The sequence below is a fragment of the Candidatus Legionella polyplacis genome, from assembly GCF_002776555.1.
GTDB classification, from domain to species: Bacteria; Pseudomonadota; Gammaproteobacteria; order Legionellales; family Legionellaceae; genus Legionella_E; species Legionella_E polyplacis.
Map to the genome: position 1 here is coordinate 277,514 of NZ_CP021497.1, position 25,275 is coordinate 302,788.

The following is a 25,275-nucleotide window of genomic DNA, read 5'->3' on the forward strand; positions in this document are numbered from 1 at the left end:
AAAAAAAAAATATTTCATAATAATTATCTAAACAAAATATTTTTAACTAGAATAAATAAAACATTAAATTTTAATTAATAGAAAAAATTATAATTTATCATTAATATTAAATTTATGCAAAAAAAAACAACTCAACTTATTAATAAACTAATTTTTTCAGGAAGATGGTTACAAGCACCATTATATATAGGTCTACTATTGATATTAGTAGCATATGTTTATAGATTTATAAAAGAATTATTAAATTTAATACAACACATTAATATAGAAGATAATACACAAATAATGCTTGGAGTATTAGATCTAATAGACGTAGTCATGATCGCTAATTTACTAATCATGGTAATAATGGGAGGTTATGAAACATTCGTTTCTAAACTTAACCTAAACAACCATCCAGATCAACCAGAATGGCTAGATCATATTGATGCAGGAGCAATGAAGATTAAATTAGCACTAGCATTAATTGGAATATCCTCTATACACTTATTAAGAACATTTATCGATCCAAGCAAATTAAGCTATGATAATACTATGTGGCAAGTTATTATACATATAACATTACTTATATCAGCTCTATCAATAGCATATACAAATAAAATATTGTCACAGACACATTAAAATTTATAAAATTCTATTTTCACAATTAATTCATAAAAAATTAAAACTAATTTTATTTGCTTTTAAATAAATTCAAATTAAATTCACATAAATCACTTATTATACATACATGGCATAAAGGCTTATTAGATAAGCAAATATAACGACCATGTAAAAGTAAGTAATTATGAAGATTTCTTATAAATCTCTTATGAACATTTCTTAATAAATCTTTTTCAACTTCATAAGTATTTTTCCCTTTACCAATGCCAATTCTATTGGAAACACGAAAAACATGTGTATCTATAGCTATAGTTGAATATCCAAAAGCTATATTTAAAAATAAATTAGCTGTTTTTCTCCCAACACCAGGAAGATTCTTTAAATTTTCAAAAACAAAAGGAACTTCATTGCAATAATCTTTCATTATTAAATAAGCAGTTTTAATAACATTTTTAGATTTATTTCTATAAAAACCTAAAGGTTTCACAATTTCTTGTAATTTCTCTTCTCCCAAAAAAAATATTTTTTTAGGAGTATTAGCAATTGCAAACAATTTATGTATTACTTCATTTACCTTCAAATCTGTTGTCCTTGCAGATAAAATAATTGCAATTAACAACTCAAAATTAGACAATTCTTTATTTAAATTTAAAATACTAATAGGAACTATACTATTACTTAAACGAATTAAAACCTCATCACACTCAGATTTATTCATACTATTATTTTAAACTTGATGATATATTTTTAATATAATCTTGCATAAATTTTTTTTCTTGATCTATATTTTTACTAAATCTAGCACTAAATATTTCTTTATTACGAAACAAATTCTTATTTTTTATCTTTCTTTTCAAAAATCTTTTTTTTTTAAAAATAAATCTCTTACGAGATTTCTCTTTATTATAAATTCTCTTTGAAATAGGAACTAACTGTATACAATTCATAGGACATATCTCTATACACAAACCACAACCAGTACACTCATATGGTATAACTGCATGCATTAACTTATGCGAACCAATAATTGCATCTACAGGACAAGACTGAATACACTTACCACATCCTATACATTCAAATACATTAATTTTTGCTATAAATACATTTTTATGATATTTATCAATATCTTTCAAATATAAATTTGAATTAATATTTAATAATTTTCCTAATTTTTTTGCTAATTCTATTCCACCAAAAAAACAACGACCAACATCTTTAGTAACACCATTTTTTAAAGCCACTGCATAAGAAAAACAACCAGAATAATTACATTTTCTACAATGAGACTGAGGTAACAAATTATCAATTTCTTTTACTGAAATCATAAAAAAATAATATATCGAAATATTAATTATTTAAAAAAACTTTATCTATATCTTTTTTCTTAACTCTAAATATCATAGGATAAAAATTATTTATTTTAATATCTAATATAGGATTCTCTATAGAATCCCAATCTAATGAACCACAATTTAAAAATTTTTCACTCATTTTAGCTAAATTTGGAAGTACAGGTTTTAAATATCCAATTAATAAACGATATAAATTTAATCCCATTGTACAAACTTTATGTACTTCAAACAATAAAGAAGAATTTTTAATCATAATCCAAGGTTCTTTCTTATTAATATACCAATTACTTTTATCAGCACACTTCATAATATATGAAATAGCTATTGAATACTTATGATCTAAAAATGATTCTATAATTATAGATTTATTTTTTAACAAATCTTTATATAACTCTGCACTATCTAACATACTCGATAATTGATTACTATAATATTTTTTTATAAAACTAGAACAACGACTTGCTATATTAATTACTTTCCCAACTAAATCAGAATTTATTTTTGCTAAAAAATCATCAAAATTCAAATCAATATCCTCAATAGTATTATTTAATTTTGAAGCAAAATAATAACGTAAATATTCAGGATTTAAATATTTTTTATAAATTGAAGCTTTAATTATAGTACCACTAGATTTAGACATTTTTTTTCCATTAATAGTAAGAAAACCATGAACAAAAATAGATGTTGGCAATCTATAACCACTGGCAATTAATAAAGCAGGCCAAAATAAATAATGAAAATAAATAACATCTTTTCCTATAAAATGATATAATTCTGTCTCAGAATTAATGTTCCAATATTTATTGAACCAAAATAAATTATTATTATCTATACAATATTTTTTAAAAATAGACATATAACTTATAGAAGCATCAAACCAAACATAAAAATATTTTTTACTATTATCATTAGGAATTTTAAATCCAAAATAAGGACTATCACGAGATATATTCCAATCTTTTAAACCTAACAATAACCATTCGTTCAATTTATTTAAAATCTCTTTCTGCAAAAATTCCCTATTTTTAATCCATTTTTGTAAAATCAAACTATATTTAGATAAAGAAAAAAAATAATGTTCTGATCTTTTTTTTATCGGAGAAACTCCAGAAATAGAAGATATCGGATTAACAATATCATTAATATTATAAACATTCCCACAAATCGTGCAATGATCTCCATACTGATTTTTAGCACTACATCTAGGACATCCACCAATAACATAACGATCTGGTAAAAACATTTTTTTAATAGGATCATAAAACTGACAAATAAATTTCTTATTAATATCTCCATTACTTAATAAACGAGAATATATAAAATTAACTAACTTTTTATTTTCAATAGAATGAGTAGTATGATAATAATCATAATTTATATAAAAATCTTTAAAATCTGATTCGTGAGATCTTTTTATATCAATAATTAATTCCTCAGGAGAAATACCCAATTTCTTTGCACATAACATAATAGGAGTACCATGAGCATCATCCCCACATATAAAAATACATCTATTTCCAATCATTCTATTTGTACGAACCCAAATATCAGATTTAATATGTTCAAGCAAATGTCCTAAATGTAATAAACCATTTGCATATGGTAATGCAGTAGTAACCAATATTTGACGACTATTATTTTTCTTATTCATATATAAAATTATTAAAAAACTAAAAACTTTAAATCATTAAAAATAAATAAAAATTTCAAAAATTATCAAACAATTTCTTTTTAAAAAAAATTACCATTTTTTTAATTTTTAATAAAATTTAAATAAAACATTTTAAATAATTACAATATACTTCTATTAAATATAGAATTACATATATAATGTATATAATATTAATATCTTTCTATTTTTAAAAAATATCTTATATAATAAATTTCATATTAAGAAAAACTATTTAATTATTAAATTAATTTTTAATTTTATCTATAAATTTTTTTTACATAAAAAAAGTATTATTTTTAATAATATCCATAAAAACATAATACTTATATAAAAAAACAATAAAACATATCTACTAACACGTATTATATTCTATAAAAAAATTTAATAAAACTTATACTTTAAAAAAACAATAATCTTATTGTTATAAGAATAATAATTTAATTTAAAATTAAATATTTACCATAATACTATATTTAACATCTAAATAATTACCCTTACTCATTCAATATTTCATTAAATATCAACTCATATAATATAAATATGGTATATCTATTCTTTTAGTAATATTCGTATTTTTATTTTTAATTTACATTTATCTTTTTAAATAAAACTAAATCTATTAATTTATGTTTAATTAATTATTAAATATAAAACAATACAACTATAAAAATAGTACAAAACTTTTAAAAAAATATCTAACATTTAAAATATTATTATCTTTATTAAAAGATAATTATTTAACAATCAAATTATCTAACTAATATTTAATAACTATACGATTCTACAAACCAAAATACTAAATAAAAATTATAGTTACTATCTTATTAAGATAGTAATAAAAATAAATAACTTATAATTAAAACTTAATAATATTTAATGAAATACAACTAATATAATCTTAGTTATCAAAAATCAATTCCTTTCTTCATTTATAAAAAATATTAAACTACTTGTAAATACCTATTTTTTTTAAATAAATCAATAATATAAATAAAGAAGATGAAGTAACGCCAAAAATTCTTTTAGCCTGACCTAAAGTTGCTGGTTTAATCTCACTTAATCTTTGAATTGCTTCTGCAGATAATCCAGATATTTTTGCATAATCTAAATCAACAGGTAATTTAATATTCTCATATATATAAAATCGCTTAATATCTAATAATTGACGTTCAATATATCCAAAATATTTTCCATAAATATTAATTTGATCTTCTACTACAGATGATAATTTGGGAAAATTTAAATCATATAACGTACTCTGTAAAAAACTATATGTAATGCCAGAATATTTTAACAATTCAATTGCAGAACATTTCTTTTTTTTTAAAAAATTTACTTTTCCAAACAAAGATTTGTAATGATTAATATTTACTAATGTTGATTTCAATAATAATTTAACTTTATTAATAGAATCTCTTTTCTTACAAAAATTTCTCCAACGTATATCATCAACTAAACCTAATTCTTTACCTTTATCCATCAACCTTAAATCAGCATTATCTTCTCTTAATAATAATCTGTATTCTGCTCTAGAAGTAAACATACGATAAGGTTCATCTACCCCACAATTTATTAAATCATCAATTAAAACGCCAATATAAGATTCATTTCTTCCTGGACACCATAACTCTTTTTCCTTGACTAATAAAGCAGCATTTATACCAGCAATTAATCCCTGAGCAGCAGCTTCTTCATAGCCAGTTGTTCCGTTAATCTGTCCAGCAAAAAATAAATTATTAATAATTTTTGTTTGCAAAAATTTAGTTAATCCTCTTGGATCAAAATAATCATACTCTACAGCATAACCGGGTCTGGTAATAAAAGCTTTTTCAAATCCTATAATAGTACGAATAAACTTTAATTGCGTAACGAAAGGTAAACTTGTTGATATACCATTAGGATATATCTCATCTGTATATAATCCTTCTGGCTCTACAAAAATCTGATGAGACAATTTATCAGAAAATCTTACAACTTTATCCTCAATAGATGGACAATAACGAGGACCTTTTCCTTTAACATTGCCAGAATATACTGAAGATAAATGTAAATTTTCTCTAATAATATCATGTGTTTGTGTAGTCGTATAAGTAATATAGCAAGGAATTTGACTTGGTCGATCTACTAAATATCCTAAATAAGAAAAAGGAATAACTGGATCCTGTCCCAATTGTTTTTTCATCTTACTATAATCAATAGATCTTCCATCAATTCGTGGAGGCGTTCCAGTCTTTAATCTGCCAACAGGAAAAGATAATTTTCGCAAATAATTAGCTAACATTATTGATGAATGATCTCCAAATCTTCCAGAAAAATATTGTCTAATTCCTATATGAATTTTTCCTCTTAAAAAAGTACCAACTGTTAAAACAATCGATCTAGCATAAATACTTATCCCCATACTAGTAATAACTCCAACAACATAATTTTGATCTATTATTAACTCTACTACTTCTTCCTGCAAAAAATTCAAATTATCTTGCTTTTGCAATAATTTATAAATAGATCGTCTATATAAATTTCGATCAACTTGTATTCTTGTAGATCGAACAGCAGGACCTTTAGAAGAATTAAGAATATGAAAATGAATACCAGAATAATCAGATGCTAAAGCCATTAAACCACCTAATGCATCAATTTCTTTTACTAATTGGCTTTTCCCTATTCCACCAATTGCTGGATTACAAGATAATTGACCTAACCTATCAAGACTTTGTGTAATTAATAATGTATACGATCCCATTCTAGCGGAAGCAGAAGCAGCTTCTATTCCAGCATGTCCTCCACCAATTATAATTACATCATATTTATTACTAAAATACATAATAAAAAACTCTAAAAAAATAAATTCTCAATTTTCTTGTTAAAGAAAATACAAAAAACACTTTTTATCATAATCAAAATTTAAATTCAATTAAAACTAACAACAATATTTCATTATAAAATACAATAATTAACTTATAATAAAAAATCTATTTTAATGAAACATTCACGATAATAAATAAGTTCAGCAATTGAATCTCTAATATCATATAAGGCTAAATGTTTAGATTCTTTTATAAATCCATTTAATAATTTTGGATTCCAACGCTTTACTAATTCTCTTAACGTACTAACATCAAGATTCCTATAATGAAAATAAGAAAAAAGATTTGGCATATATTTATATAAAAATCTTCTATCTTGACATACAGTATTTCCACACATAGGAGACTTTCCTTTATCTATATAATTCTTTAAAAAATTTATAGTTTGTAACTCTGCTTCACTTTCAGTTATTTTAGAATCTAACACTCTAGAAATTAAACCAGAACTTTTATGTTGATTTGTATTCCAAATATCCATATTATCTAGAATAGATTTGTTCTGATAAATAACTAAATCAGGACCTTCGGATATAATATTTAAATTAATATCTGTAATAATAGTAGCAATTTCAATTATTTTATCCTTATCAGGTATAAGTCCTGTCATTTCCAAATCAATCCAAATTAAATTATCACTATTTCTCATAAAATATTCTTTTTTTCCAATAAATACAAATATGCTTTGCATATTTCACACGTTTTTTATGCATTTCTTCTCTAATATCTCTCTTTTTACACCCCATTTCTATAAAAAATTTAGAATTAATACTAGCACATTTTTCCAATAAAATCTTCCAAAAATTATTCTGTATATAATAATTATCTGTATGGGAATTACAACTACAAAAATCTATTTTACATACTAATAAACATTTCATAAATAAATTTGGATTACGAAAAGCATTATTTATTTCTAAAATTCTAATTAAAATTTCTGGATTTAAATTCCATGCTATATAAATACTTTGAAAAAAACGAGCACTCATAACAGCTAATTTACGATATATTAAAGGAACTTTTAATCTATTACAAAAATTATAAATAATATTAAATTTGTCTTGATCATAAAAAAAATGAATGGGCCAATCTTTCATATCAATGAAAGATTTTTCTAAATGACATAAAAATACTGCAAAACGTATTATAGGATCATGAGTTAAATTTACAGAATTACGTAAAGCCATTAAAGCATGAATGCCACTATCTATTTCTGGATGAAATTTACTAATATTAGGAACTCCAAATAACTTATTAATTTCAGGAAAAATAATTTCTAATGCTCCACAAGATCTTAAAACTTCAATAAAAATTTCTGGATTTTTTTCAGATAAACTTCTATGCCATTCTTGCCAAATACGCTCAATAGTTATGTATTTTAACTCACCAAGTTTTACTATTTTATACATTAAATTTTTTGTTTCATTAGCAATTTTAAATCCTAAATGATGATAACGAGCTTTAAATCTAGCAATACGCAAAACACGTATCGGATCTTCTATAAATGCAGAAGAAACATGTCTTAAAATTTTTTTTTTTAAATCATTGATTCCATTATATGGATCAATCAAAACTCCATCTGAATTTATAGCCATAGCATTAATAGTAAGATCACGACGTTTCAAATCTTCTTCCAAACTAATATTAGGATTAAAGTCACACTTAAAACCATAATAACCAGGAGCATATTTATATTCTGTTCTGGCTAAAGCATATTCCTCACTAGTTATTGGATGTAAAAATACAGGAAAACTCTTTCCAATACATCTGTAACCTTTTTGTTTCAATAACTCTTTAGTTGCTCCAACAACAACCCAATCTCGTTCTTTAACAGGATATCCAAGTAATTTGTCTCTTACAGCTCCACCCACAAGATATACTTTCATTTAACTTTCCTACAATCTAAAATAAAAAATTGTTTCTATAACATAACTAATAAAAAAATTATCTAAATTAACAATAAATAAATTGCATAACTATTTTTATTATTAAAAAATAAAATAACAATATTTCTTAATAAGAAACTATTATAAATTCTAACGTAACAAAAAATTAAACAAAATTATTTTATTACAATGTAAATAATTAATTGTTTTCTTTAAAAAAAACTATTATTATAAATATAATTTGATTTACTAACACTCTAATAAAGAAAATAAAATCTTTAATTAAAAAAATTAATTATAAAAATTATTTCAATATACTAAATATTAATGTTATATATAATAAAACATACTATATTAATATCATTAGCATTATTAGCCATAATAACATCTACCAAATCACAAATTACTCTAAATAATAACAAAATAAATAATAATAATAATATTTGTTATATAAAAAATAATAATATATGTACATCGTACAAAAAAAAAAAAATAAATATCACTATTCATAATAACTTTATAAAAAATAAAAAAATATCACATAATAACCAAAATTATTTTAATAATAAAAATAAAATTCAATATCCCATATTACACATATATGATGTAAAAAATAAATTACTTATACAAAAGGGAGAATATATAGCTAAAATAGCCGATTGTATTTCATGTCATACTAATTCAAAAACTCATCCTTTTTCTGGAGGATTAAAGATTTCAACTCCATTCGGAAATTTTTATACTCCTAATATAACACCAGATAAAAAAACTGGAATAGGAAGTTGGAGTGAAAAAGATTTTATCAATGCTATGAAAAATGGAAAAAACCCAAACGGAAAAAACTATTTCCCCGTATTTCCATATATTTATTTCTCTAAAATTACAAACAATGATTTACATGCATTATATACATATTTTATGCACATACCTCCCATAAAACAAAAAAATAAACCATTATCATTCCCATTCAATTTACCAGGATTTAGATATATAATACACGGATGGAATTTTCTATTTTTTAATAAATCAAAAAACAAAGAAAAAAATTTTTATAATAAAAACCAAAATTTTTATTGGAAAAGAGGAGAATATATTGTAAACAGCCTTGGACACTGTGGAATGTGTCATACTCCATTGAATATCTTTGGAGCACCAAAGAAAAAATTTTTTCTTTCAGGTGCATTTATTGATGGATATTGGGCTCCTAATATTACAAAAAATGGACTATCATACTTTCATATAAAAGACATCGTAGATGTTTTTAATAAAAACAAATTATTAGGACAAAATAGCCCAATAACAGGCCCAATGACAGAAGTTAATCACAATAGCCTTATCTACCTTACAAAAAAGGATAAAATTTCTATTGCAACATATTTAAAAAATATAAATACTATTAATCCAATATGGATCAATAATGAAAATGAAAAACTATCTAATTCTAAAACAGGAAAAATTATATATAAAAACAGCTGTATAATGTGTCATTATAATGGAGAAATGGGTGCTCCAACAATTTTTGATGCAGAAAATTGGTTTATGCGAATTAAATATTCTAATATCAAAACACTATATAAACATACTATTTATGGATATAATAATATGCCAATCAAAGGAAACTGTTTAAACTGTTCTAAAACAGATATTGTCAATGCAGTAAATTACATATTAAATAACGCTTTAAATATCTCCCAATGGAGAAATATAATTAATAAAAAATAAAATAACTTAACCAAAAATACAAACTTATTATAAAAAAAAATAAAAAACACTAAATACATAAATAAAATAACTATTAAAAATAACATATAAAATATAAAATAAAATTTTTAAAAAAAAATTCTATTAACACAATACAATACTTAATTATATTTAATAATATTACAAGATATATTTTAAAATATTAAAAATATAAAATAATAAATATTTAAAAAAAAACAAATATTTTACAAAATATAATTTACCTATAAAATAGGTCATAAATAATAATATTTATCCTTTATGATAATATATTTATATTATCCTACATATAAATATGTATAATAAAAATAAAAATTTTAAAATCATTAATTACACAAATATTTATGATTGACAAAATTATAATTCAACCCGACAACTGGCAAATCAACATGCATCAAGGAGTCACTCCTATAAGTAAAGCTATATATAATCTACATATGATTGCATTAATAATATGTACAATAATAGGATTATTCATATTTGCCATTATGACGTACATACTTATCAAACATAGAAAACATAATAATCATAAAGCAAGCAACTTTTATAAAAACACATTACTAGAAATAATATGGATTATTATCCCATTTATTATTCTAATAATCTTAGCAATACCTGCCACAAAAACATTAAAATACATGAAAAACACCAATGACAATCCATATATCACAATCAAAATTACAGGATATCAATGGAAGTGGCAATATGAATATCTTAATAAAGGAATTAATTTCTTCAGCTCACTATCTACACCGTATAATCAAATTCACAATGAAAAAAAGAAAGATATTTGGTACTTATTAGAAGTAAATAAACCTCTTATACTTCCAATTAACAAAAAAATACGTTTTTTAATAACCTCTAATGATGTAATACACTCATGGTGGATTCCAGAATTAGGAATTAAACAAGATGCTATACCAGGATATATAAACGAAACTTGGACAATAATAAAACATATTGGTATATATAGAGGACAATGCGCAGAACTATGTGGAATTAATCACTCTTACATGCCAATAGTAATTAAAGCAATAAACCTATTAGATTTTCAAAAATGGATTAATAAAAACAAAAGTTTAAATGAAAAAAATAAAAATTATAAAAATAAAAAAAACCTAAAAAAATTTATAAAACTTACACATATAACATTAATGAAAATAGGTAAAGAAAAATATGAACAAACATGTTCTCCATGTCATCAAATAAATGGAAAAGGATTACCACCTATATATCCAGCATTAAAAAATAGTTCAATAACAACAGGACGTCCTATATCTAGACATATTAATATAATATTATACGGAATACCAGGCACAGCTATGCAATCTTTCAAAGACCAATTAACAAGTTCTGAAATTGCAGCTATAGTTACATACGAAAGAAACGCTTGGGGTAATAATACTAATGAAGACATACAAGAACAAGATATAGAAATAATAAAAAACAATAATAAACATTAATAAATTATTAAATAATAATATATCAAAATATTAATAAACTTATAAAAAAAAAACAAATATTTTTAAATAAAAATATATATGAACAAGCATCATAACATAAAAAAACATAAATTATTTTCAACAAAAACTATTAAAAAAATTTTTAATTTTATAAAAAAATGGTCTTCTACAACAAACCATAAAAATATAGGTAGCTTATACTTATATTTTTCCATAATAAACTTCTTTATAGGTGGATTTATGGCTCTAATTATTAGATTAGAGCTATTTCAACCAGGACAACAATTTATAAATCCAAACTTCTTTAATCAAATGACTACCATGCATGGACTTATTATGGTATTTGGAGTTATTATGCCAGCATTCACAGGTTTGGCAAATTGGCAAATCCCAATGATGATTGGAGCTACAGATATGGCTTTTCCCAGATTGAATAATCTTAGTTTTTGGCTATTACCATTTGCCTTTTCTATACTAATATCTACTATATTTCAAAAAGGAGGTGGACCTAATTTTGGATGGACAATGTATGCACCATTATCTACTAAATATGCACCTCCAAGTACTGATTATATGATATTCGCTATTCATATTATAGGTATATCTTCTATATTAGGAGCAATTAATATTGCAACAACAATTATTAATTTAAGAGCTCCAGGAATGAAATATATGAAAATGCCTATGTTTGTCTGGACCTGGTTAGTCACATCTTTTTTACTATTAGCCATAATACCAGTATTAGCAGCCACAATAACTATGATGTTAGCCGATCGCCATTTAGGAACAAGTTTTTTCGAAGCATCTGGAGGTGGAGATCCAATACTCTTTCAACATATTTTTTGGTTTTTTGGTCATCCAGAAGTTTATGTTCTGGTATTACCAGCTTTTGGCGTAATATCTGAAGTCGTTCCTACATTTAGTAGAAAACCATTATTTGGATATAAATCCATGGTTTATGCAACAATTGTTATTGCATTTTTATCATTTATTGTATGGGCACACCATATGTTTACAGCAGGAATTTCTATAAACGCCGAATTATTTTTTATGTACACAACAATGATAATAGCTATACCAACTGGAATAAAAATTTTTAATTGGATTAGCACAATGTATAAAGGTTCCATTACATTTGAAACTCCTATGTTATTTGCAATATCCTTTATATTACTATTCATGATTGGAGGATTTACTGGAATAATGTCTTCTTTAGTACCATCTGATTACCAATATCAAGATACATATTTTGTTGTAGCACATTTTCACTATACACTAGTACCAGGAGTTATTTTTGCATTATTCTCAGGAATATACTATTGGATTCCAAAATGGAGTGGATATAAATATAATGAAAAATTAGGTAAATGGCATTTTTGGTTATCAGTGATTTCAGTAAATATTCTTTTTTTTCCAATGCATTTTTTAGGATTAGCTGGAATGCCTAGAAGAGTATCTGACTATTCTACACAATTCAGTAATTTTAATATGATCTCCTCAATAGGAGCATTTATATTTGGAATATCCCAAATAATATTTTTAATAAATATACTACAAACTATTTTTAATTATAAAAATAAATCTAAAAAAGTTAACAATATAGTATGGGATGGAGCAAAAGGACTAGAATGGACTTTATCATCTCCACCACCTCATCATAGCTTTAAAACACCACCAAAAATCAATTAAGAAAAAAAATATTTTTTCAAATATAAATATGAAAATAAATAATAAAAAATTATTAATTATATTAATACTTATAGAAATATTAATGTTTGGATTTGGATTTACATTAATTCCAATATACAACAAATTTTGTAAAACCTTAAAAATTAATAAAAAAAATTTACTAAAAAATAATTTTTATCAAAAAAATAATGAAATTTTTCTTAAAAAGAAAATAACAATAGAATTTATTACAAATTACGACAATAACCTTCCGTGGAGATTCTATTCTAAAATACCAAAAATCACAATATATTCTGGACAAAAAACTAAAATAAATTTTTATGCAGAAAACAATAGCAAAAAAACAATTTATATTAGAGCTATCCCAAATATTATACCAAACAATTCAAAACAATTCTTTAAAAAAATTAAATGCTTCTGTTTTACAAAACAAACGTTAAGTCCAAATCAAACTACAGAAATGACATTAATATTTTACATTGATGTAAACATACCAAAAAATATTAATAATATAATTTTAAGCTACACTTTTTATAAAATATAAATTTTATCATATAAAACATAAAAACAATGAAAAACATTATAAAAAATAATTATTACATTCCAAAACCTACTTTACTTCCAATATTAATAGCAATTGGAATAACAATTACTCTAATATCTTTTACCTTATTTCTTCACAAAAACATATATTCACAATACTATTGTTTATTCGGAAGCATCATTATACTAATCTCTATAATTCAATGGATTATTTATATCAATAAAGAAAATAAATTTTATACATCGCAAGTTAATAACTCTTATAAAATATGTATAAAATGGATTATTTTTTCTGAAACTTGTTTTTTTTGCACATTGCTATTTTCTTTATTTTTTATTAAAAATTGGTCTATACCTACATTAGGAGGATCTGTCCAACAAACAGCAACACATATCTTTATATGGCCAAAATTTAAATCACAATGGCCATTAATTATTAATCCAAATAATTACTTATTTTGCGGACCAACACAATATATAAAACCTTATGGTATAGCACTAATAAACACTATAATTTTATCAATATCAGGAATAACTATTTACCTATCAGATAAAAACTTAAAAGCTAAAAAGATACTTTACTTTAATATCAGTATATTAATGACCATATTATTAGGTGCAATATTTATTGCACTTCAATATATAGAATATAAACACGCATATAAAAAAATTTATTTAACTTTAAATTCAGGAATCTATGGATCAATATTTTTTATGTTGACAGGATTTCATGGAATACATGTATTAATAGGCACTATTATATTATCTATTATTTTTACATACAACAAAACTATAAACAAACATTTTTCTAAGAAAAATAATTATTTAAATTTAAGTTTCACACTAGCATCATGGTATTGGCATTTCGTTGATTTTATTTGGATAATTCTATATATTTTTCTATATTGCTTTCATTAAAAATTAAAAATAAATACATTAAAATATGTTATTTTCATAACAAAAAATTTAATCTCTTAAAATTTTATAATAAAATACAAATTATTGTTAAATAATAAATAAAATCTATAAAAAAACAAAATAAAAATTTTGTAATGTATTTATAACTTTTTAAATAAATTTTATTTCACAAATTAAATATAATAACTAGAAAAAATCATCACTTGAGATAAATATTTCATAACTTTTTTTAAAAACCAAGGAAATACTATTCCTCCATAATCTTTAGCAAAATTATAATGATCATATTCATCACTTATCATTTTTTCTAAAATAATCCTAGTTTTTCTATCTTGAACAGGTATTTTTTTTAAATGACTTTTTAAGTGATTTACCACTTGTTTTTCAGATTCAGAAATAAAACCAAGACTTATATTTTCACCAAATAAACTAACAAACAAACCTATGATAAACGAACATATATAAAAAAATAAATTTAACTTACTAACGCTTCCTCCTAATTCCTTTAAACGTTGTTCACACCAAAATAAATGATTTATTTCTTCCATTCCAACCTTTATATATTTCCTTCTTATTCCAAATCTTCTTATAAAAAATAATTGACTCCTATAAAGTGCTTGAGCACATATTTCACCAGTATGATCTATCCTTAGCAAACTAATAATATACTCAATATCTTTTTTATTAAAAAATAAATAATCACTAACATTACACGATGGATTATTCTTAATAATAGATTTAGGAATATACAATGGAAATAAAATTCTTAATAAAAAATCTAATTCACTAATAAAATATCTTAAATATCTAGACTGCAAATTATTTTTCCTACAATAATAAATACAAAACACTTATAATTACTAATTATAGTTTATATAAGATTTCCTAAAATACATTTAATATTTTATTATATATAAAATATTTTACATACGTCAATTTTTATTTTAAAAAAATTAAAATATTTATCAAAAAAATAATATTCTATATATAGAATATATAAAAAACAATTTTATTTAAGATCATAAAATAGATATTTAATCTAAAATAGACTAAAATAATGAAAATACTAAAAATATAAATAAAAAATAAAATGAATTTAACAAATATAAACATTGGAAATAACGTACCTAATGAAATCAATATTATTATTGAAATCCCTATGTATAGTAAACCAATAAAATATGAAATAGATAAAAAAACAGAAACTTTATTTGTAGATAGATTTTTATCTACCTCTATGTGCTATCCAAGTAATTATGGGTATATACCGAACACATTATCTGATGATGGAGATCCAATTGATGCGTTAGTAATTACTCCTATCCCATTAGTTAGTTATTCAGTAATTACCTGTAGACCAATAGGATTACTTGAAATGCATGACGAAGCAGGGATAGATATAAAAATCTTAACAGTACCTATAACAAAAATTACTAAATATTATAAAGATATACAATCTTATAAAGATCTTCCAGAAAGTTTATTATCATCTTTAAAACATTTTTTTCAACATTATAAAGATTTAGAAGAAAATAAATGGGTAACAATAGGAAACTGGAAAAACAAAAACTCAGCTATTCAAATAATTTTAAATGGAATCAAAAACTTTAACAATATAAAATAATACTATACTTTAATATAAAATTTATCTATAAAATCAATTTCAAAAAAATAAATAAATTATTTATAAAAATTTATCTATAAATATAAAAAATATTTTTTTAAAAAATAATGAAAAATAAAAAATATTTACTTAATAATTTTAGTTTTACAATGATCATTGTAAATTCTATAGGAAATATTCGAAATTTATCAATCACTGCCTTGTTTGGAAATAAAATTATAATATTTTTTATATTAGGAACTATATTTTTTTTAATTCCAATGGCACTAATAACAGCAGAATTATCTTCAAAAATCAACAAAAAAGAAAATAATATTTATTATCAAATAAAAAAAGCTTTAGGAAAAAAAATAGCATTTTTAATAATTTGGATACAATGGATAGAAAACATTATTTGGTATCCAACAATATTATCTTTTATATCAGGAACTGTAATTTATTCAATATATCCATCAAAAACAAATAACCCATATTTAATATGGGCAATAATCTTAATTACCTTTTGGTCAGTCACTATCATTAACCTTAATGGTATTTATATATCATCATTGTTTAATAATATATGTACTTTATTAGGATTATTTATACCTATATTATTAATAATATCTGTAGGATTTTTATGGATCATATTAAAAAATCCTGTACAAATTTCATTAAGAATAAAAAATATCAATATTAATTGGTTTGATCAAAATATGTGTTCATCCTTAACATCTGTTATCATGTCATTTTGCGGAATTGAAATAGCAACAGCATATGTAAATAATATCTATAATCCACAATATAACTTTATACGAGTATTATTATATTCGATATCTATTCTACTTATTATTTTTATATTAGGATCTTTATCTATTGCAATAATTTTACCTAAAAAAAATATCGATCTAATCAAAGGTATTATGCAAATTTTTGATATTTTTTTAAAAAAATATCATCTAGACCATTTATTTATTATACAAATTATAGGAATACTACTATCTATAGGATGTCTTGGAAGTGTTAATAATTGGATTATAGTACCTACTAAAGGATTATTATTTGCTGCAAAAGATAAAAACCTTCCAAAAATTCTAACAAAAATAAATTCTAATGGAGCGCCTACAATTATATTAATTATACAAGGAATTATTGTTAGCCTGATATCAACATTGTTTCTATTTATACCAAATATAAATAGTTCTTACTGGATTTTAAATACTATAACAACTCAACTTTATATGTTAATGTATCTATGTATGATTATTACAGTAGTTAAATTACGTATGATGAATAATTCAAAAACATCCACACATTTTAAAATACCAGGAGGTATTACCGGATTAATAATTATAATTTTACTAGGAAGTATAGGAGAACTAATCACTCTAATATATAGTTTCATCCCACCTAAAAGCATTTATCTTTCTAAAAAAATATACTATAAATCAATCCTTATATTTGGAATCACAATAATTTGTATAATCCCAATGTTAATTCAGTTTTTAAAAAATAAAAAATTACATAAAAAAAATAATCTTCATACTAAACATAGAACTCTATATATTCGCCGACTCTCTAAAAAAAAATAATTTATGCTCCCCGGGCAGGCTTCGAACCTGCGACCTAATGATTAACAGTCATCCGCTCTACCAACTGAGCTACCGGGAATAACATTATAAATTATAAAAAACCATTATAAATAGAAACTTATTAAACATAATTGCAAAACAAATTACTATTATGTCTTAAAAATATTTTATATTTAATACTATTTATATAACATAGTATATAACTATGATTAAAAATCAATCTTTGTAAATTAAAACTATTTATTTAGAATTAAAAAATATATTTTTCAATACTAAATCATTATAAACATATAAATTTTTTATAATAAAATATTTTTAAATTTTTACTCAAAAAAAATAATATCACTTCTAATCAAAAAATATTTTAAAATTTATAATAAACCATTTATTCATAATAAATATTTAATTTATTAAATTTAATATATTTTCAATAAATATACAAATATTTAAAGTAAAATATATACTATATAAAACCATATAATACTTACTAAAAAACAAATAATATTTACTAAATACTTAATGTTTATTTACATATAATAACAAAAAAAAATAATTAAACAATCCATATAAAATATATATACTTTATATTATAATAATTTAATAAACAATATTATATTTAATATAGTTAAAAACTATTAGTAAAACTAATCAACTCTATCATAGATTACATCTATTATATTTAATATATATAGAATAAAATATTTTTAACAATTAAAAATACTTTATATAATACAAATATTTTACAAAATAATTATTCTATCTAATAGAATAAATTTTTATATTAAATTTAAATATTAATAATAGAATAAAAAATCTTAAAAAAAATAGATTAACATAAACATTTTTTATTTTTTTGTAAAACCTTAACAAATAATAAAAAATTATATACACATAATTTAATTTTACTAAAAATCAATTTTAATCAACACCTATATTTTATAAAAATAATTATTAAATTAACTTTAAATAAAAAATAACAATAAATATAAAAATTTTAGAAACCATATAAATTTAAAATAAAAAAATATAACTATTTCATAAATAAAATATAAATAAAAATATAATTTACTAAATTATTAAATAAATATAAAAAATTTATATTAAATCTCTATTAAAACAAAAAAATAATTAATTAATTTTTATTTAAAATGATAGAAAAAACTGATGTCCTTATTATTGGAAGCGGAATTATAGGTATGATTCTAGCCTTAGCATTAAAAAATAATGGATATAAGATTTTGTTAGTAGAAAAAAATTCTGCAAACAATAAAAATTCTTCCACAAACTATTATTCAAAAAATATTTTTTTATCTCTAAACAGTATTTGTATTTTAAAAAAACTAAAAATTTGGAATTTTTTACAAAAAAAATCAACTCCAATTTATAAAATACACATTTCAGCACATAAACACTTTGGAAAAATTTGTATAAAAAGAAAAACAAATAAACCTGTTGGTTATATTATAGAAGCTAATATAATAAATAAAATTTTATATAAAATGATAGACAAAAATTCTATATTTTGCTCTTCAATACTTAAAAAAATAAATACTCTTAAAAGAATTGCAACTATATATAATATAGAATCTAAAATAAAAAAATATATTAACTTTCAATTAATTGTTGCATCAGATGGAACTACATCATCTGTAAGAAAAATAATTGGATCAGAAAGTAAAATAGAAAAAATCCATAAACAAAAAGCTATTACAGCAAATATAACCATAAAAAAAAATTATTCATACACAGCATATAAATATTTTAAACATTCAGAATCTTTAGCCATACTTCCAATTAATTCATCTCAAATAACTATTATTTGGATATTACCAACTAAAAAAGCTCAATGGCTTTTAAAAATAAATAAAGAATTTTTTTTAAAATATTTACAAAAACATTTTGGATATAAATTAGGAAAATTTATATGTATAAGTAAAAAACGTTTATTACATCAACTATATCAATCTACTATGCCAAAAGTAACTTTATGGCCAATAATATTTATTGGAAACGCTGCCAATACCTTACATCCTATTGGAGCACAAGGTTTTAATTTAGGATTGCGAGATATAAATACACTAACAAAATATATTACTCAACATAAAATAACACCAAAAATGTTTGCTTTATACCAAAACAATCGTGAAAAAGATCATAAAACTACTATTAACGTTACTAAAATTATAACAAAAATTTTTAAAGGTAAATCTCATAAAATAAATTTTTTAAGAAGTCTAGGTTTTTTAGCAATAAATAATATAAAGTTTTTAAAAAAAATTTTAATATATTACACATTAGGCTACAATACCAATTTATATAATTAAAATTCAAAAATATTTAATCACTTCAAATGATACACAAAAAAAACTTTTTCGATATCATTATTATAGGAGGAGGATTAATAGGATTAATATCAGCCATTACTTTAGCAAAAAAAAAATTCTCTATTGCAATTATCGAAAAAAATATTATTTCAAAAAAAACTATAATTAAAACTCCAAAAAATTATACCATTACTTCTACAACAAAAAAATTTTTGAAATATATTGATATTTGGAAAACATTAAAAAAAAATCCATTTAAAAAAATATATATATATGATTCTGTAGGAAAATCTTCTATTACATTTGATTCTAAAACAATACAATTACCCCAACTAGGGTATGTAATATCAGATTACAATATAAGAATTACTTTACTAAAAAAAGCTTTTCAATTCCAAAATATCTTTTTTTTTCCATTAAATACTATAAATAATATTAAAAATACAAATACTGGAATTAATGTAAGTAATCAAAAAAACACATGGATTGGAAAATTATTACTCATTACAGATGGAAAAAATTCTGTTGCAAAAAAAATACTAAACATTCCCACAATATCTTGGCCATATACACAAAATGCTATTACTGCTATTATTCTCACAGAAAAATCCCACCGTTATATAGCTTATCAAAAAACTAGTATTAATGAATCACTAGCTATTTTACCATTAAAAAATAAAAAAATATCATCTATAATATGGTCTTTACCTTGTAATGCATCAAAAGAAATAATGTTTTTTAAAGAACAAGAATTTACTTCAAAACTACAAAAATTATTAAATAATAAACTTGGAAAAATAATATTAAAAAGTAAAAGACACATATTTCCAATAAAAATACATAATACAAAACAATATTCTGGAAACAAATGGATATTATTGGGAGATGCAGCTCATACAATCCATCCAATAACCGGAATGGGATTTAACATAGGAATATATGACATATTAATTTGGATTAATTGTTTAAAAAAATTCAATAATAATTTAAACTCAAAAAAAGCTTTACAGTTATATAATTGCAAAAGAAAAAAACATGTATGGGAAACTATATTTATAACAGAAATCCTAAAATTTATTCTATATAATCCAAAAAAATCTATTATTAAATTACGATCATTAGGACTAAAACTATTAAAAAATATAATCCCAATTAAAAATAAAATCATTAAAAACGCAAATGGAGAAAAATATCTTAAATTTTTATAAAATTTATATAAAAAAATATTTTAATAAAATACAATAAATATAATTAAAAAAATAAGATTTCTAACAACATTTTAAAAAACAAAATAAAATAAATAAAAAAAAATACTTAAAAATGAAAAAAACATATGATAAAACTCACTTTGGATATAGATTAATAAATTTAAAAGAAAAAGAAAAAAAAATAATGAATATTTTTACAAATGTATCAAAAAAATATGATTTAATGAATAATATTATGTCCATAGGATTGCATTATCAATGGAAAAAATTTACAGTTAAAAATAGTCATGTAAAGCCTGGACAAACAGTGTTAGATCTAGCCAGTGGAACAGGGGACATAACAATTCTATTAAGAAAAAAAATGAAAGGAATAGGAAAATTCTTTCTTGTAGATTTAAACTACGAAATGCTTAAAATATCAAGAAATAAACTACTAGATTTAGGTATAATTAATAACACTTTTTTTATCCAAGCCAACGCTCAATCCTTGCCTTTCAATAAAAACAGCTTTGATTGTATCATTATTAGTTTTGGACTAAGAAATATAACTGATCAAGAAAAAACATTAAAATCAATGTTTAACATTTGTAAACCAGGTGGAAAAATACTTATTTTAGAATTTTCACATCCTAAATCCCTATTAATCAAAAAATTATATAATTTGTATTCATTTTACATAATACCAAAATTAGGAAAAATAATTGCTCAAGACAAAAATAGCTATAAATACTTAGTAGAATCAATTCAAATACACCCTTCACAAACAGAATTAAAATTTATGATTGAAAAATCAGGATTTCAAAATTGTTCATATTATGATTTACACAATGGTATTGTATCTTTGCACATAGCTTATAAATATTAAACACTTTAAACAACACTATCATGATTATCCTAAAACAAATAAAAAAATTAAATATAACAAAAATCAGCTATGATTAATAGTAAATATATTATTAATATTTATTCCAATAAAATTTATATATAAATTTATAATATATATAATTTACAGTATAAATACATAAACATGAATAAAATAAAACAACTTATTAGAATAATATATATATATAAAATAATTTTAAAAAATAACTTAGATCAAATCATTCTATCACTAAATTTTCTTTCTTCTCTCAAATTTATTATCTATTTAAATCCATGTATATGGTTTAAAAAAACACCAATCAATAGAGGAAAATCTATACGAAAAGCTTTAGAAAAATTAGGGCCTGTTTTTATTAAATTAGGACAAATTCTTTCAATGAGATCAGATATTTTTCCTCATGATATCATCACAGAACTATATAAACTTCAAGATAAAGTACCCCCATTCCCAGGAAAACATGCACTTTCCATAATAGAAAATTCATTCAAACAACCTATACATAAAATTTTTTCTAAATTTAATATAAATCCAATTGCATCAGCATCTATAGCACAAGTTCATATTGCTGAATTAAAAAATGGAAAAGAAGTTGCCGTAAAAATTTTACGACCAAATATCAAAAAAACTATTGAGCAAGATATAAATATTATCTTCAGTGTCATAAAAATATTTAGTTTTTTTTATAAAAAAACAAAATGGTTAAATTTAAAAGAAATCATTGATTCAATCAAAAAAAATTTTTCATACGAACTCAATTTAAAATATGAAGCAGCAAATGCTAGTAAATTAAAACAAAATTTTAAAAACTCTAAGTATCTTTATATTCCAAAAATTTTCTGGGATTATACTAAAGAAAATATTCTAGTAATGGAACGTATATATGGAATTCCAATTTCCAACATTAATAAATTAATAAACAATAAAATAGATCTAAAAAAAATAGCTGAAATAGGACTAAAAATTTTCTTTACTCAAATCTTTAGAGATTGTTTTTTTCATGCTGACATGCATCCTGGAAATATATTTATTTCTACATTATACTCTAAAAATCATGAACCAAAATATGTTCTTATTGATTTTGGAATTATAGGAACAATAAATGATCATGATAAAACATATCTAATTGAAAATTTACATGCTTTTATAAACAAAGACTATCACAAAATCGTTCAACTACATATAGAATCTGGATGGATTCCCATTGAAACTTCTCAAGAAGAATTTGAAAATTCTATTAGAATCATATTTGAACCCATTTTAAAAAAAACCATAAAAGATATTAAAATTTCAGAAATTATATTATATATTTTACAAATAGCTAATACATTTAAAATAAAAATACTACCACAGTTAATTCTATTACAAAAAACTCTATTTTCAATGGAAGGATTAATAAGAAAATTATATCCAGAACTAAACTTTTTAGACGCACTAAAACCATTATTAGAAAAATGGATTAAAGAACAAATAGGAATCAAATCATTCATAAAAAAAATAAAGAAAAAAATTATCCTTTTAAACAAAAAAACTATATATATTCCAGATTTAATATATGATACTTTGCAATTAATTAAAGAAAAAGAAATAAAAAATAATAAAAAAAAAACTAATCAAAAAAATATTTCATATATAAAAAACTTTCTATTTAAAAAAATAAAAATAACACACATTTTACTTATTATAATAATTATATTTTATTTAAAATAAAATTTATAAAAATAATCAATAAAATAATATTAATTTAATTAAATTAATATTTAATATTCCATTAATATAGAATAAAATTTTTAAATATTAAAATTGCAAAAAAATAATATTTTTTAATTTAAATTTTATTAACACAAAAATTTATAAAACTATTTCAAACAATATTTTCAATCTTATATAATCTATCTTTTCAAAAATATAAGCTTACTATTAGATTACATCTATAATAAATATTCTTAATGAATTCTTAACAAAAACTTTAAAAATATTAAAAATAATTATTATAATTATATATAATAAAAATTATATATCTTATTTCAATAAGATATTAAGAAAAACAAATAAAATTGATACTTTCAAATATATTTTACTTCAAACAAAAACAATGAAACCTTTAATACTAATAGATGGATCATCTTATTTTTTTCGTGCATTTCATGCTATACCATTACTAAAAACTTCTACAAATTTTCCAACTAACGCTATATATGGAGTAATAAAAATGGTTAATCAAATATTAAAAACTTTCTCTCCAAAAAAAATGGCTATTATATTTGATTGCAAAGAAAAAACTTTCAGACATAAACTTTACCCTCAATATAAAAAAAATAGACCTAAAACTCCAAACAAGTTAATCTGTCAATTCACACCATTAATAAAAATATTAAATGCTATGGGTATTAATACTTTATTTATCAAAGGAATAGAAGCAGATGATATAATAGGAACAATTGCAAATCAATATGAAAAAAATAACATTCCAGTACTCATCTCAACAACAGACAAAGATATGTTACAACTAGTTAGCAAAACAATCTTTATCATTAACACAAAAAACAATGAAATCATTGATGAAAACAAAATCTTAAAAAAATTTAATATTAAACCAAATCAATTCATTGACTATCTATCCTTAATCGGAGATAAATCAGATAATATACCTGGAATATTTCGATGTGGACCAAAAACAGCTGTACAATGGATCAAAACTTATAATACGTTAGAAAATATAATTAAAAATTCTAATTCTATTAAAGGAAAAATCGGAGACTACTTGAAAAAATCTATAAAATATCTTCCTATATACAAAAAATTAATTACTATACAAAAAAATATTAATTTGTCACATAACATTAAAAACTTTAATATAAAAAAACCAAATAAAACATTATTAAATCAATTAAGTAAAAAAATGGAATTTAAAATAAATATATAAAACTTAATC

Annotated in this window: 20 protein-coding genes and 1 tRNA gene; 13 read left to right on the plus strand and 8 right to left on the minus strand. The window is 21.7% G+C overall.

Annotated elements, in window-relative coordinates:
• The first annotated feature begins 114 nt into the window (after positions 1-114).
• A complete protein-coding gene (locus CCU22_RS01425; RefSeq protein WP_100114811.1) occupies positions 115-621 on the plus strand; it encodes a TIGR00645 family protein in 507 nt (168 codons plus the stop codon).
• A 52-nt stretch (positions 622-673) separates the two neighbouring features.
• On the opposite strand, the gene CCU22_RS01430 is transcribed toward CCU22_RS01425, so the two are convergent.
• The 6 genes from CCU22_RS01430 to CCU22_RS01455 all read right to left on the minus strand — a co-directional run bounded on the left by CCU22_RS01430 (position 674) and on the right by CCU22_RS01455 (position 8,380).
• A complete protein-coding gene (locus CCU22_RS01430) occupies positions 674-1,321 on the minus strand; it encodes an endonuclease III domain-containing protein (RefSeq protein ID WP_100114812.1) in 648 nt (215 codons plus the stop codon).
• Positions 1,322-1,325: 4 nt separating this feature from the next.
• On the minus strand, positions 1,326-1,928 hold the full coding sequence (locus CCU22_RS01435) for an RnfABCDGE type electron transport complex subunit B (RefSeq protein WP_100114813.1): 603 nt from the start codon (positions 1,926-1,928) through the stop codon (positions 1,326-1,328).
• A gap of 22 nt (positions 1,929-1,950) precedes the next feature.
• The gene (gene metG, locus CCU22_RS01440; RefSeq protein WP_100114814.1) at positions 1,951-3,609 is read right to left on the minus strand and encodes a methionine--tRNA ligase; all 1,659 of its coding nucleotides are present in this window, start codon (positions 3,607-3,609) and stop codon (positions 1,951-1,953) included.
• Between the two features lie 967 nt (positions 3,610-4,576).
• Complete coding sequence (gene mnmG / locus CCU22_RS01445) at positions 4,577-6,454, minus strand: tRNA uridine-5-carboxymethylaminomethyl(34) synthesis enzyme MnmG (RefSeq protein ID WP_100114815.1); 1,878 nt, start codon at positions 6,452-6,454, stop codon at positions 4,577-4,579.
• A 134-nt stretch (positions 6,455-6,588) separates the two neighbouring features.
• The gene (gene orn, locus CCU22_RS01450) at positions 6,589-7,143 is read right to left on the minus strand and encodes an oligoribonuclease (RefSeq protein ID WP_100115037.1); all 555 of its coding nucleotides are present in this window, start codon (positions 7,141-7,143) and stop codon (positions 6,589-6,591) included.
• Entirely contained in the window at positions 7,133-8,380 is a 1,248-nt protein-coding gene (locus CCU22_RS01455) for a multifunctional CCA addition/repair protein (protein WP_100114816.1), read from the minus strand. The genes orn and CCU22_RS01455 overlap by 11 nt, the downstream gene beginning before the upstream one ends.
• A gap of 327 nt (positions 8,381-8,707) precedes the next feature.
• Here CCU22_RS01455 and CCU22_RS01460 point away from each other — a divergent pair, with 327 nt between their 5' ends.
• From CCU22_RS01460 to CCU22_RS01480, 5 genes are all read left to right on the plus strand, one after another.
• Entirely contained in the window at positions 8,708-10,102 is a 1,395-nt protein-coding gene (locus CCU22_RS01460) for a c-type cytochrome (RefSeq protein WP_100114817.1), read from the plus strand.
• Between the two features lie 362 nt (positions 10,103-10,464).
• Entirely contained in the window at positions 10,465-11,583 is a 1,119-nt protein-coding gene (gene coxB / locus CCU22_RS01465; RefSeq protein ID WP_199485680.1) for a cytochrome c oxidase subunit II, read from the plus strand.
• A gap of 78 nt (positions 11,584-11,661) precedes the next feature.
• Positions 11,662-13,272, plus strand: coding sequence for a cytochrome c oxidase subunit I (gene ctaD, locus CCU22_RS01470; protein WP_100114818.1), 1,611 nt, complete (start codon positions 11,662-11,664; stop codon positions 13,270-13,272).
• Between the two features lie 28 nt (positions 13,273-13,300).
• Positions 13,301-13,816 carry a cytochrome c oxidase assembly protein gene (locus tag CCU22_RS01475; protein ID WP_100114819.1) on the plus strand — a complete coding sequence of 172 codons (516 nt, stop codon included), beginning with the start codon at positions 13,301-13,303 and terminating at the stop codon, positions 13,814-13,816.
• A 26-nt stretch (positions 13,817-13,842) separates the two neighbouring features.
• The gene (locus tag CCU22_RS01480) at positions 13,843-14,733 is read left to right on the plus strand and encodes a cytochrome c oxidase subunit 3 (RefSeq protein WP_100114820.1); all 891 of its coding nucleotides are present in this window, start codon (positions 13,843-13,845) and stop codon (positions 14,731-14,733) included.
• Positions 14,734-14,906: 173 nt separating this feature from the next.
• On the opposite strand, the gene coq7 is transcribed toward CCU22_RS01480, so the two are convergent.
• The gene (gene coq7, locus CCU22_RS01485; RefSeq protein ID WP_158521316.1) at positions 14,907-15,551 is read right to left on the minus strand and encodes a 2-polyprenyl-3-methyl-6-methoxy-1,4-benzoquinone monooxygenase; all 645 of its coding nucleotides are present in this window, start codon (positions 15,549-15,551) and stop codon (positions 14,907-14,909) included.
• A 272-nt stretch (positions 15,552-15,823) separates the two neighbouring features.
• Here coq7 and ppa point away from each other — a divergent pair, with 272 nt between their 5' ends.
• Positions 15,824-16,357 (plus strand): inorganic diphosphatase, encoded by a 534-nt coding sequence (ppa, locus tag CCU22_RS01490; RefSeq protein WP_100114822.1) that lies wholly within the window; start codon positions 15,824-15,826, stop codon positions 16,355-16,357.
• A gap of 107 nt (positions 16,358-16,464) precedes the next feature.
• Positions 16,465-17,928 (plus strand): APC family permease, encoded by a 1,464-nt coding sequence (locus CCU22_RS01495; RefSeq protein WP_100114823.1) that lies wholly within the window; start codon positions 16,465-16,467, stop codon positions 17,926-17,928.
• A gap of 6 nt (positions 17,929-17,934) precedes the next feature.
• On the opposite strand, the gene CCU22_RS01500 is transcribed toward CCU22_RS01495, so the two are convergent.
• A tRNA-Asn gene (locus CCU22_RS01500) sits at positions 17,935-18,007 on the minus strand.
• 1,069 nt (positions 18,008-19,076) lie between these two features.
• Here CCU22_RS01500 and CCU22_RS01505 point away from each other — a divergent pair.
• From CCU22_RS01505 to CCU22_RS01525, 5 genes are all read left to right on the plus strand, one after another.
• Positions 19,077-20,252, plus strand: coding sequence for an FAD-dependent monooxygenase (locus CCU22_RS01505; RefSeq protein WP_100114824.1), 1,176 nt, complete (start codon positions 19,077-19,079; stop codon positions 20,250-20,252).
• A 26-nt stretch (positions 20,253-20,278) separates the two neighbouring features.
• On the plus strand, positions 20,279-21,460 hold the full coding sequence (locus CCU22_RS01510; protein ID WP_100114825.1) for an FAD-dependent monooxygenase: 1,182 nt from the start codon (positions 20,279-20,281) through the stop codon (positions 21,458-21,460).
• Between the two features lie 112 nt (positions 21,461-21,572).
• Positions 21,573-22,325 carry a bifunctional demethylmenaquinone methyltransferase/2-methoxy-6-polyprenyl-1,4-benzoquinol methylase UbiE gene (gene ubiE, locus CCU22_RS01515; RefSeq protein ID WP_100114826.1) on the plus strand — a complete coding sequence of 251 codons (753 nt, stop codon included), beginning with the start codon at positions 21,573-21,575 and terminating at the stop codon, positions 22,323-22,325.
• A 162-nt stretch (positions 22,326-22,487) separates the two neighbouring features.
• The gene (ubiB, locus tag CCU22_RS01520) at positions 22,488-24,050 is read left to right on the plus strand and encodes a 2-polyprenylphenol 6-hydroxylase (protein ID WP_100114827.1); all 1,563 of its coding nucleotides are present in this window, start codon (positions 22,488-22,490) and stop codon (positions 24,048-24,050) included.
• 385 nt (positions 24,051-24,435) lie between these two features.
• Positions 24,436-25,266 (plus strand): 5'-3' exonuclease, encoded by an 831-nt coding sequence (locus CCU22_RS01525; RefSeq protein ID WP_100114828.1) that lies wholly within the window; start codon positions 24,436-24,438, stop codon positions 25,264-25,266.
• Positions 25,267-25,275: the final 9 nt, after the last annotated feature.

What these genes read in the sequence shown, in the direction of transcription:
- metG (WP_100114814.1), bottom strand. Translation starts at nt 3,609, where the DNA reads ATGAATAAGAAAAATAATAGTCGTCAAATATTGGTTACTACTGCATTA.
- ctaD (WP_100114818.1), top strand. Translation starts at nt 11,662, where the DNA reads ATGAACAAGCATCATAACATAAAAAAACATAAATTATTTTCAACAAAA.
- coxB (WP_199485680.1), top strand. Translation starts at nt 10,465, where the DNA reads ATGATTGACAAAATTATAATTCAACCCGACAACTGGCAAATCAACATG.
- orn (WP_100115037.1), bottom strand. Translation starts at nt 7,143, where the DNA reads ATGAGAAATAGTGATAATTTAATTTGGATTGATTTGGAAATGACAGGA.
- CCU22_RS01505 (WP_100114824.1), top strand. Translation starts at nt 19,077, where the DNA reads ATGATAGAAAAAACTGATGTCCTTATTATTGGAAGCGGAATTATAGGT.
- CCU22_RS01460 (WP_100114817.1), top strand. Translation starts at nt 8,708, where the DNA reads ATGTTATATATAATAAAACATACTATATTAATATCATTAGCATTATTA.
- CCU22_RS01480 (WP_100114820.1), top strand. Translation starts at nt 13,843, where the DNA reads ATGAAAAACATTATAAAAAATAATTATTACATTCCAAAACCTACTTTA.
- CCU22_RS01525 (WP_100114828.1), top strand. Translation starts at nt 24,436, where the DNA reads ATGAAACCTTTAATACTAATAGATGGATCATCTTATTTTTTTCGTGCA.
- ppa (WP_100114822.1), top strand. Translation starts at nt 15,824, where the DNA reads ATGAATTTAACAAATATAAACATTGGAAATAACGTACCTAATGAAATC.
- ubiB (WP_100114827.1), top strand. Translation starts at nt 22,488, where the DNA reads ATGAATAAAATAAAACAACTTATTAGAATAATATATATATATAAAATA.
- CCU22_RS01495 (WP_100114823.1), top strand. Translation starts at nt 16,465, where the DNA reads ATGAAAAATAAAAAATATTTACTTAATAATTTTAGTTTTACAATGATC.
- CCU22_RS01430 (WP_100114812.1), bottom strand. Translation starts at nt 1,321, where the DNA reads ATGAATAAATCTGAGTGTGATGAGGTTTTAATTCGTTTAAGTAATAGT.
- CCU22_RS01475 (WP_100114819.1), top strand. Translation starts at nt 13,301, where the DNA reads ATGAAAATAAATAATAAAAAATTATTAATTATATTAATACTTATAGAA.
- CCU22_RS01435 (WP_100114813.1), bottom strand. Translation starts at nt 1,928, where the DNA reads ATGATTTCAGTAAAAGAAATTGATAATTTGTTACCTCAGTCTCATTGT.
- CCU22_RS01425 (WP_100114811.1), top strand. Translation starts at nt 115, where the DNA reads ATGCAAAAAAAAACAACTCAACTTATTAATAAACTAATTTTTTCAGGA.
- mnmG (WP_100114815.1), bottom strand. Translation starts at nt 6,454, where the DNA reads ATGTATTTTAGTAATAAATATGATGTAATTATAATTGGTGGAGGACAT.
- CCU22_RS01455 (WP_100114816.1), bottom strand. Translation starts at nt 8,380, where the DNA reads ATGAAAGTATATCTTGTGGGTGGAGCTGTAAGAGACAAATTACTTGGA.
- CCU22_RS01510 (WP_100114825.1), top strand. Translation starts at nt 20,279, where the DNA reads ATGATACACAAAAAAAACTTTTTCGATATCATTATTATAGGAGGAGGA.
- ubiE (WP_100114826.1), top strand. Translation starts at nt 21,573, where the DNA reads ATGAAAAAAACATATGATAAAACTCACTTTGGATATAGATTAATAAAT.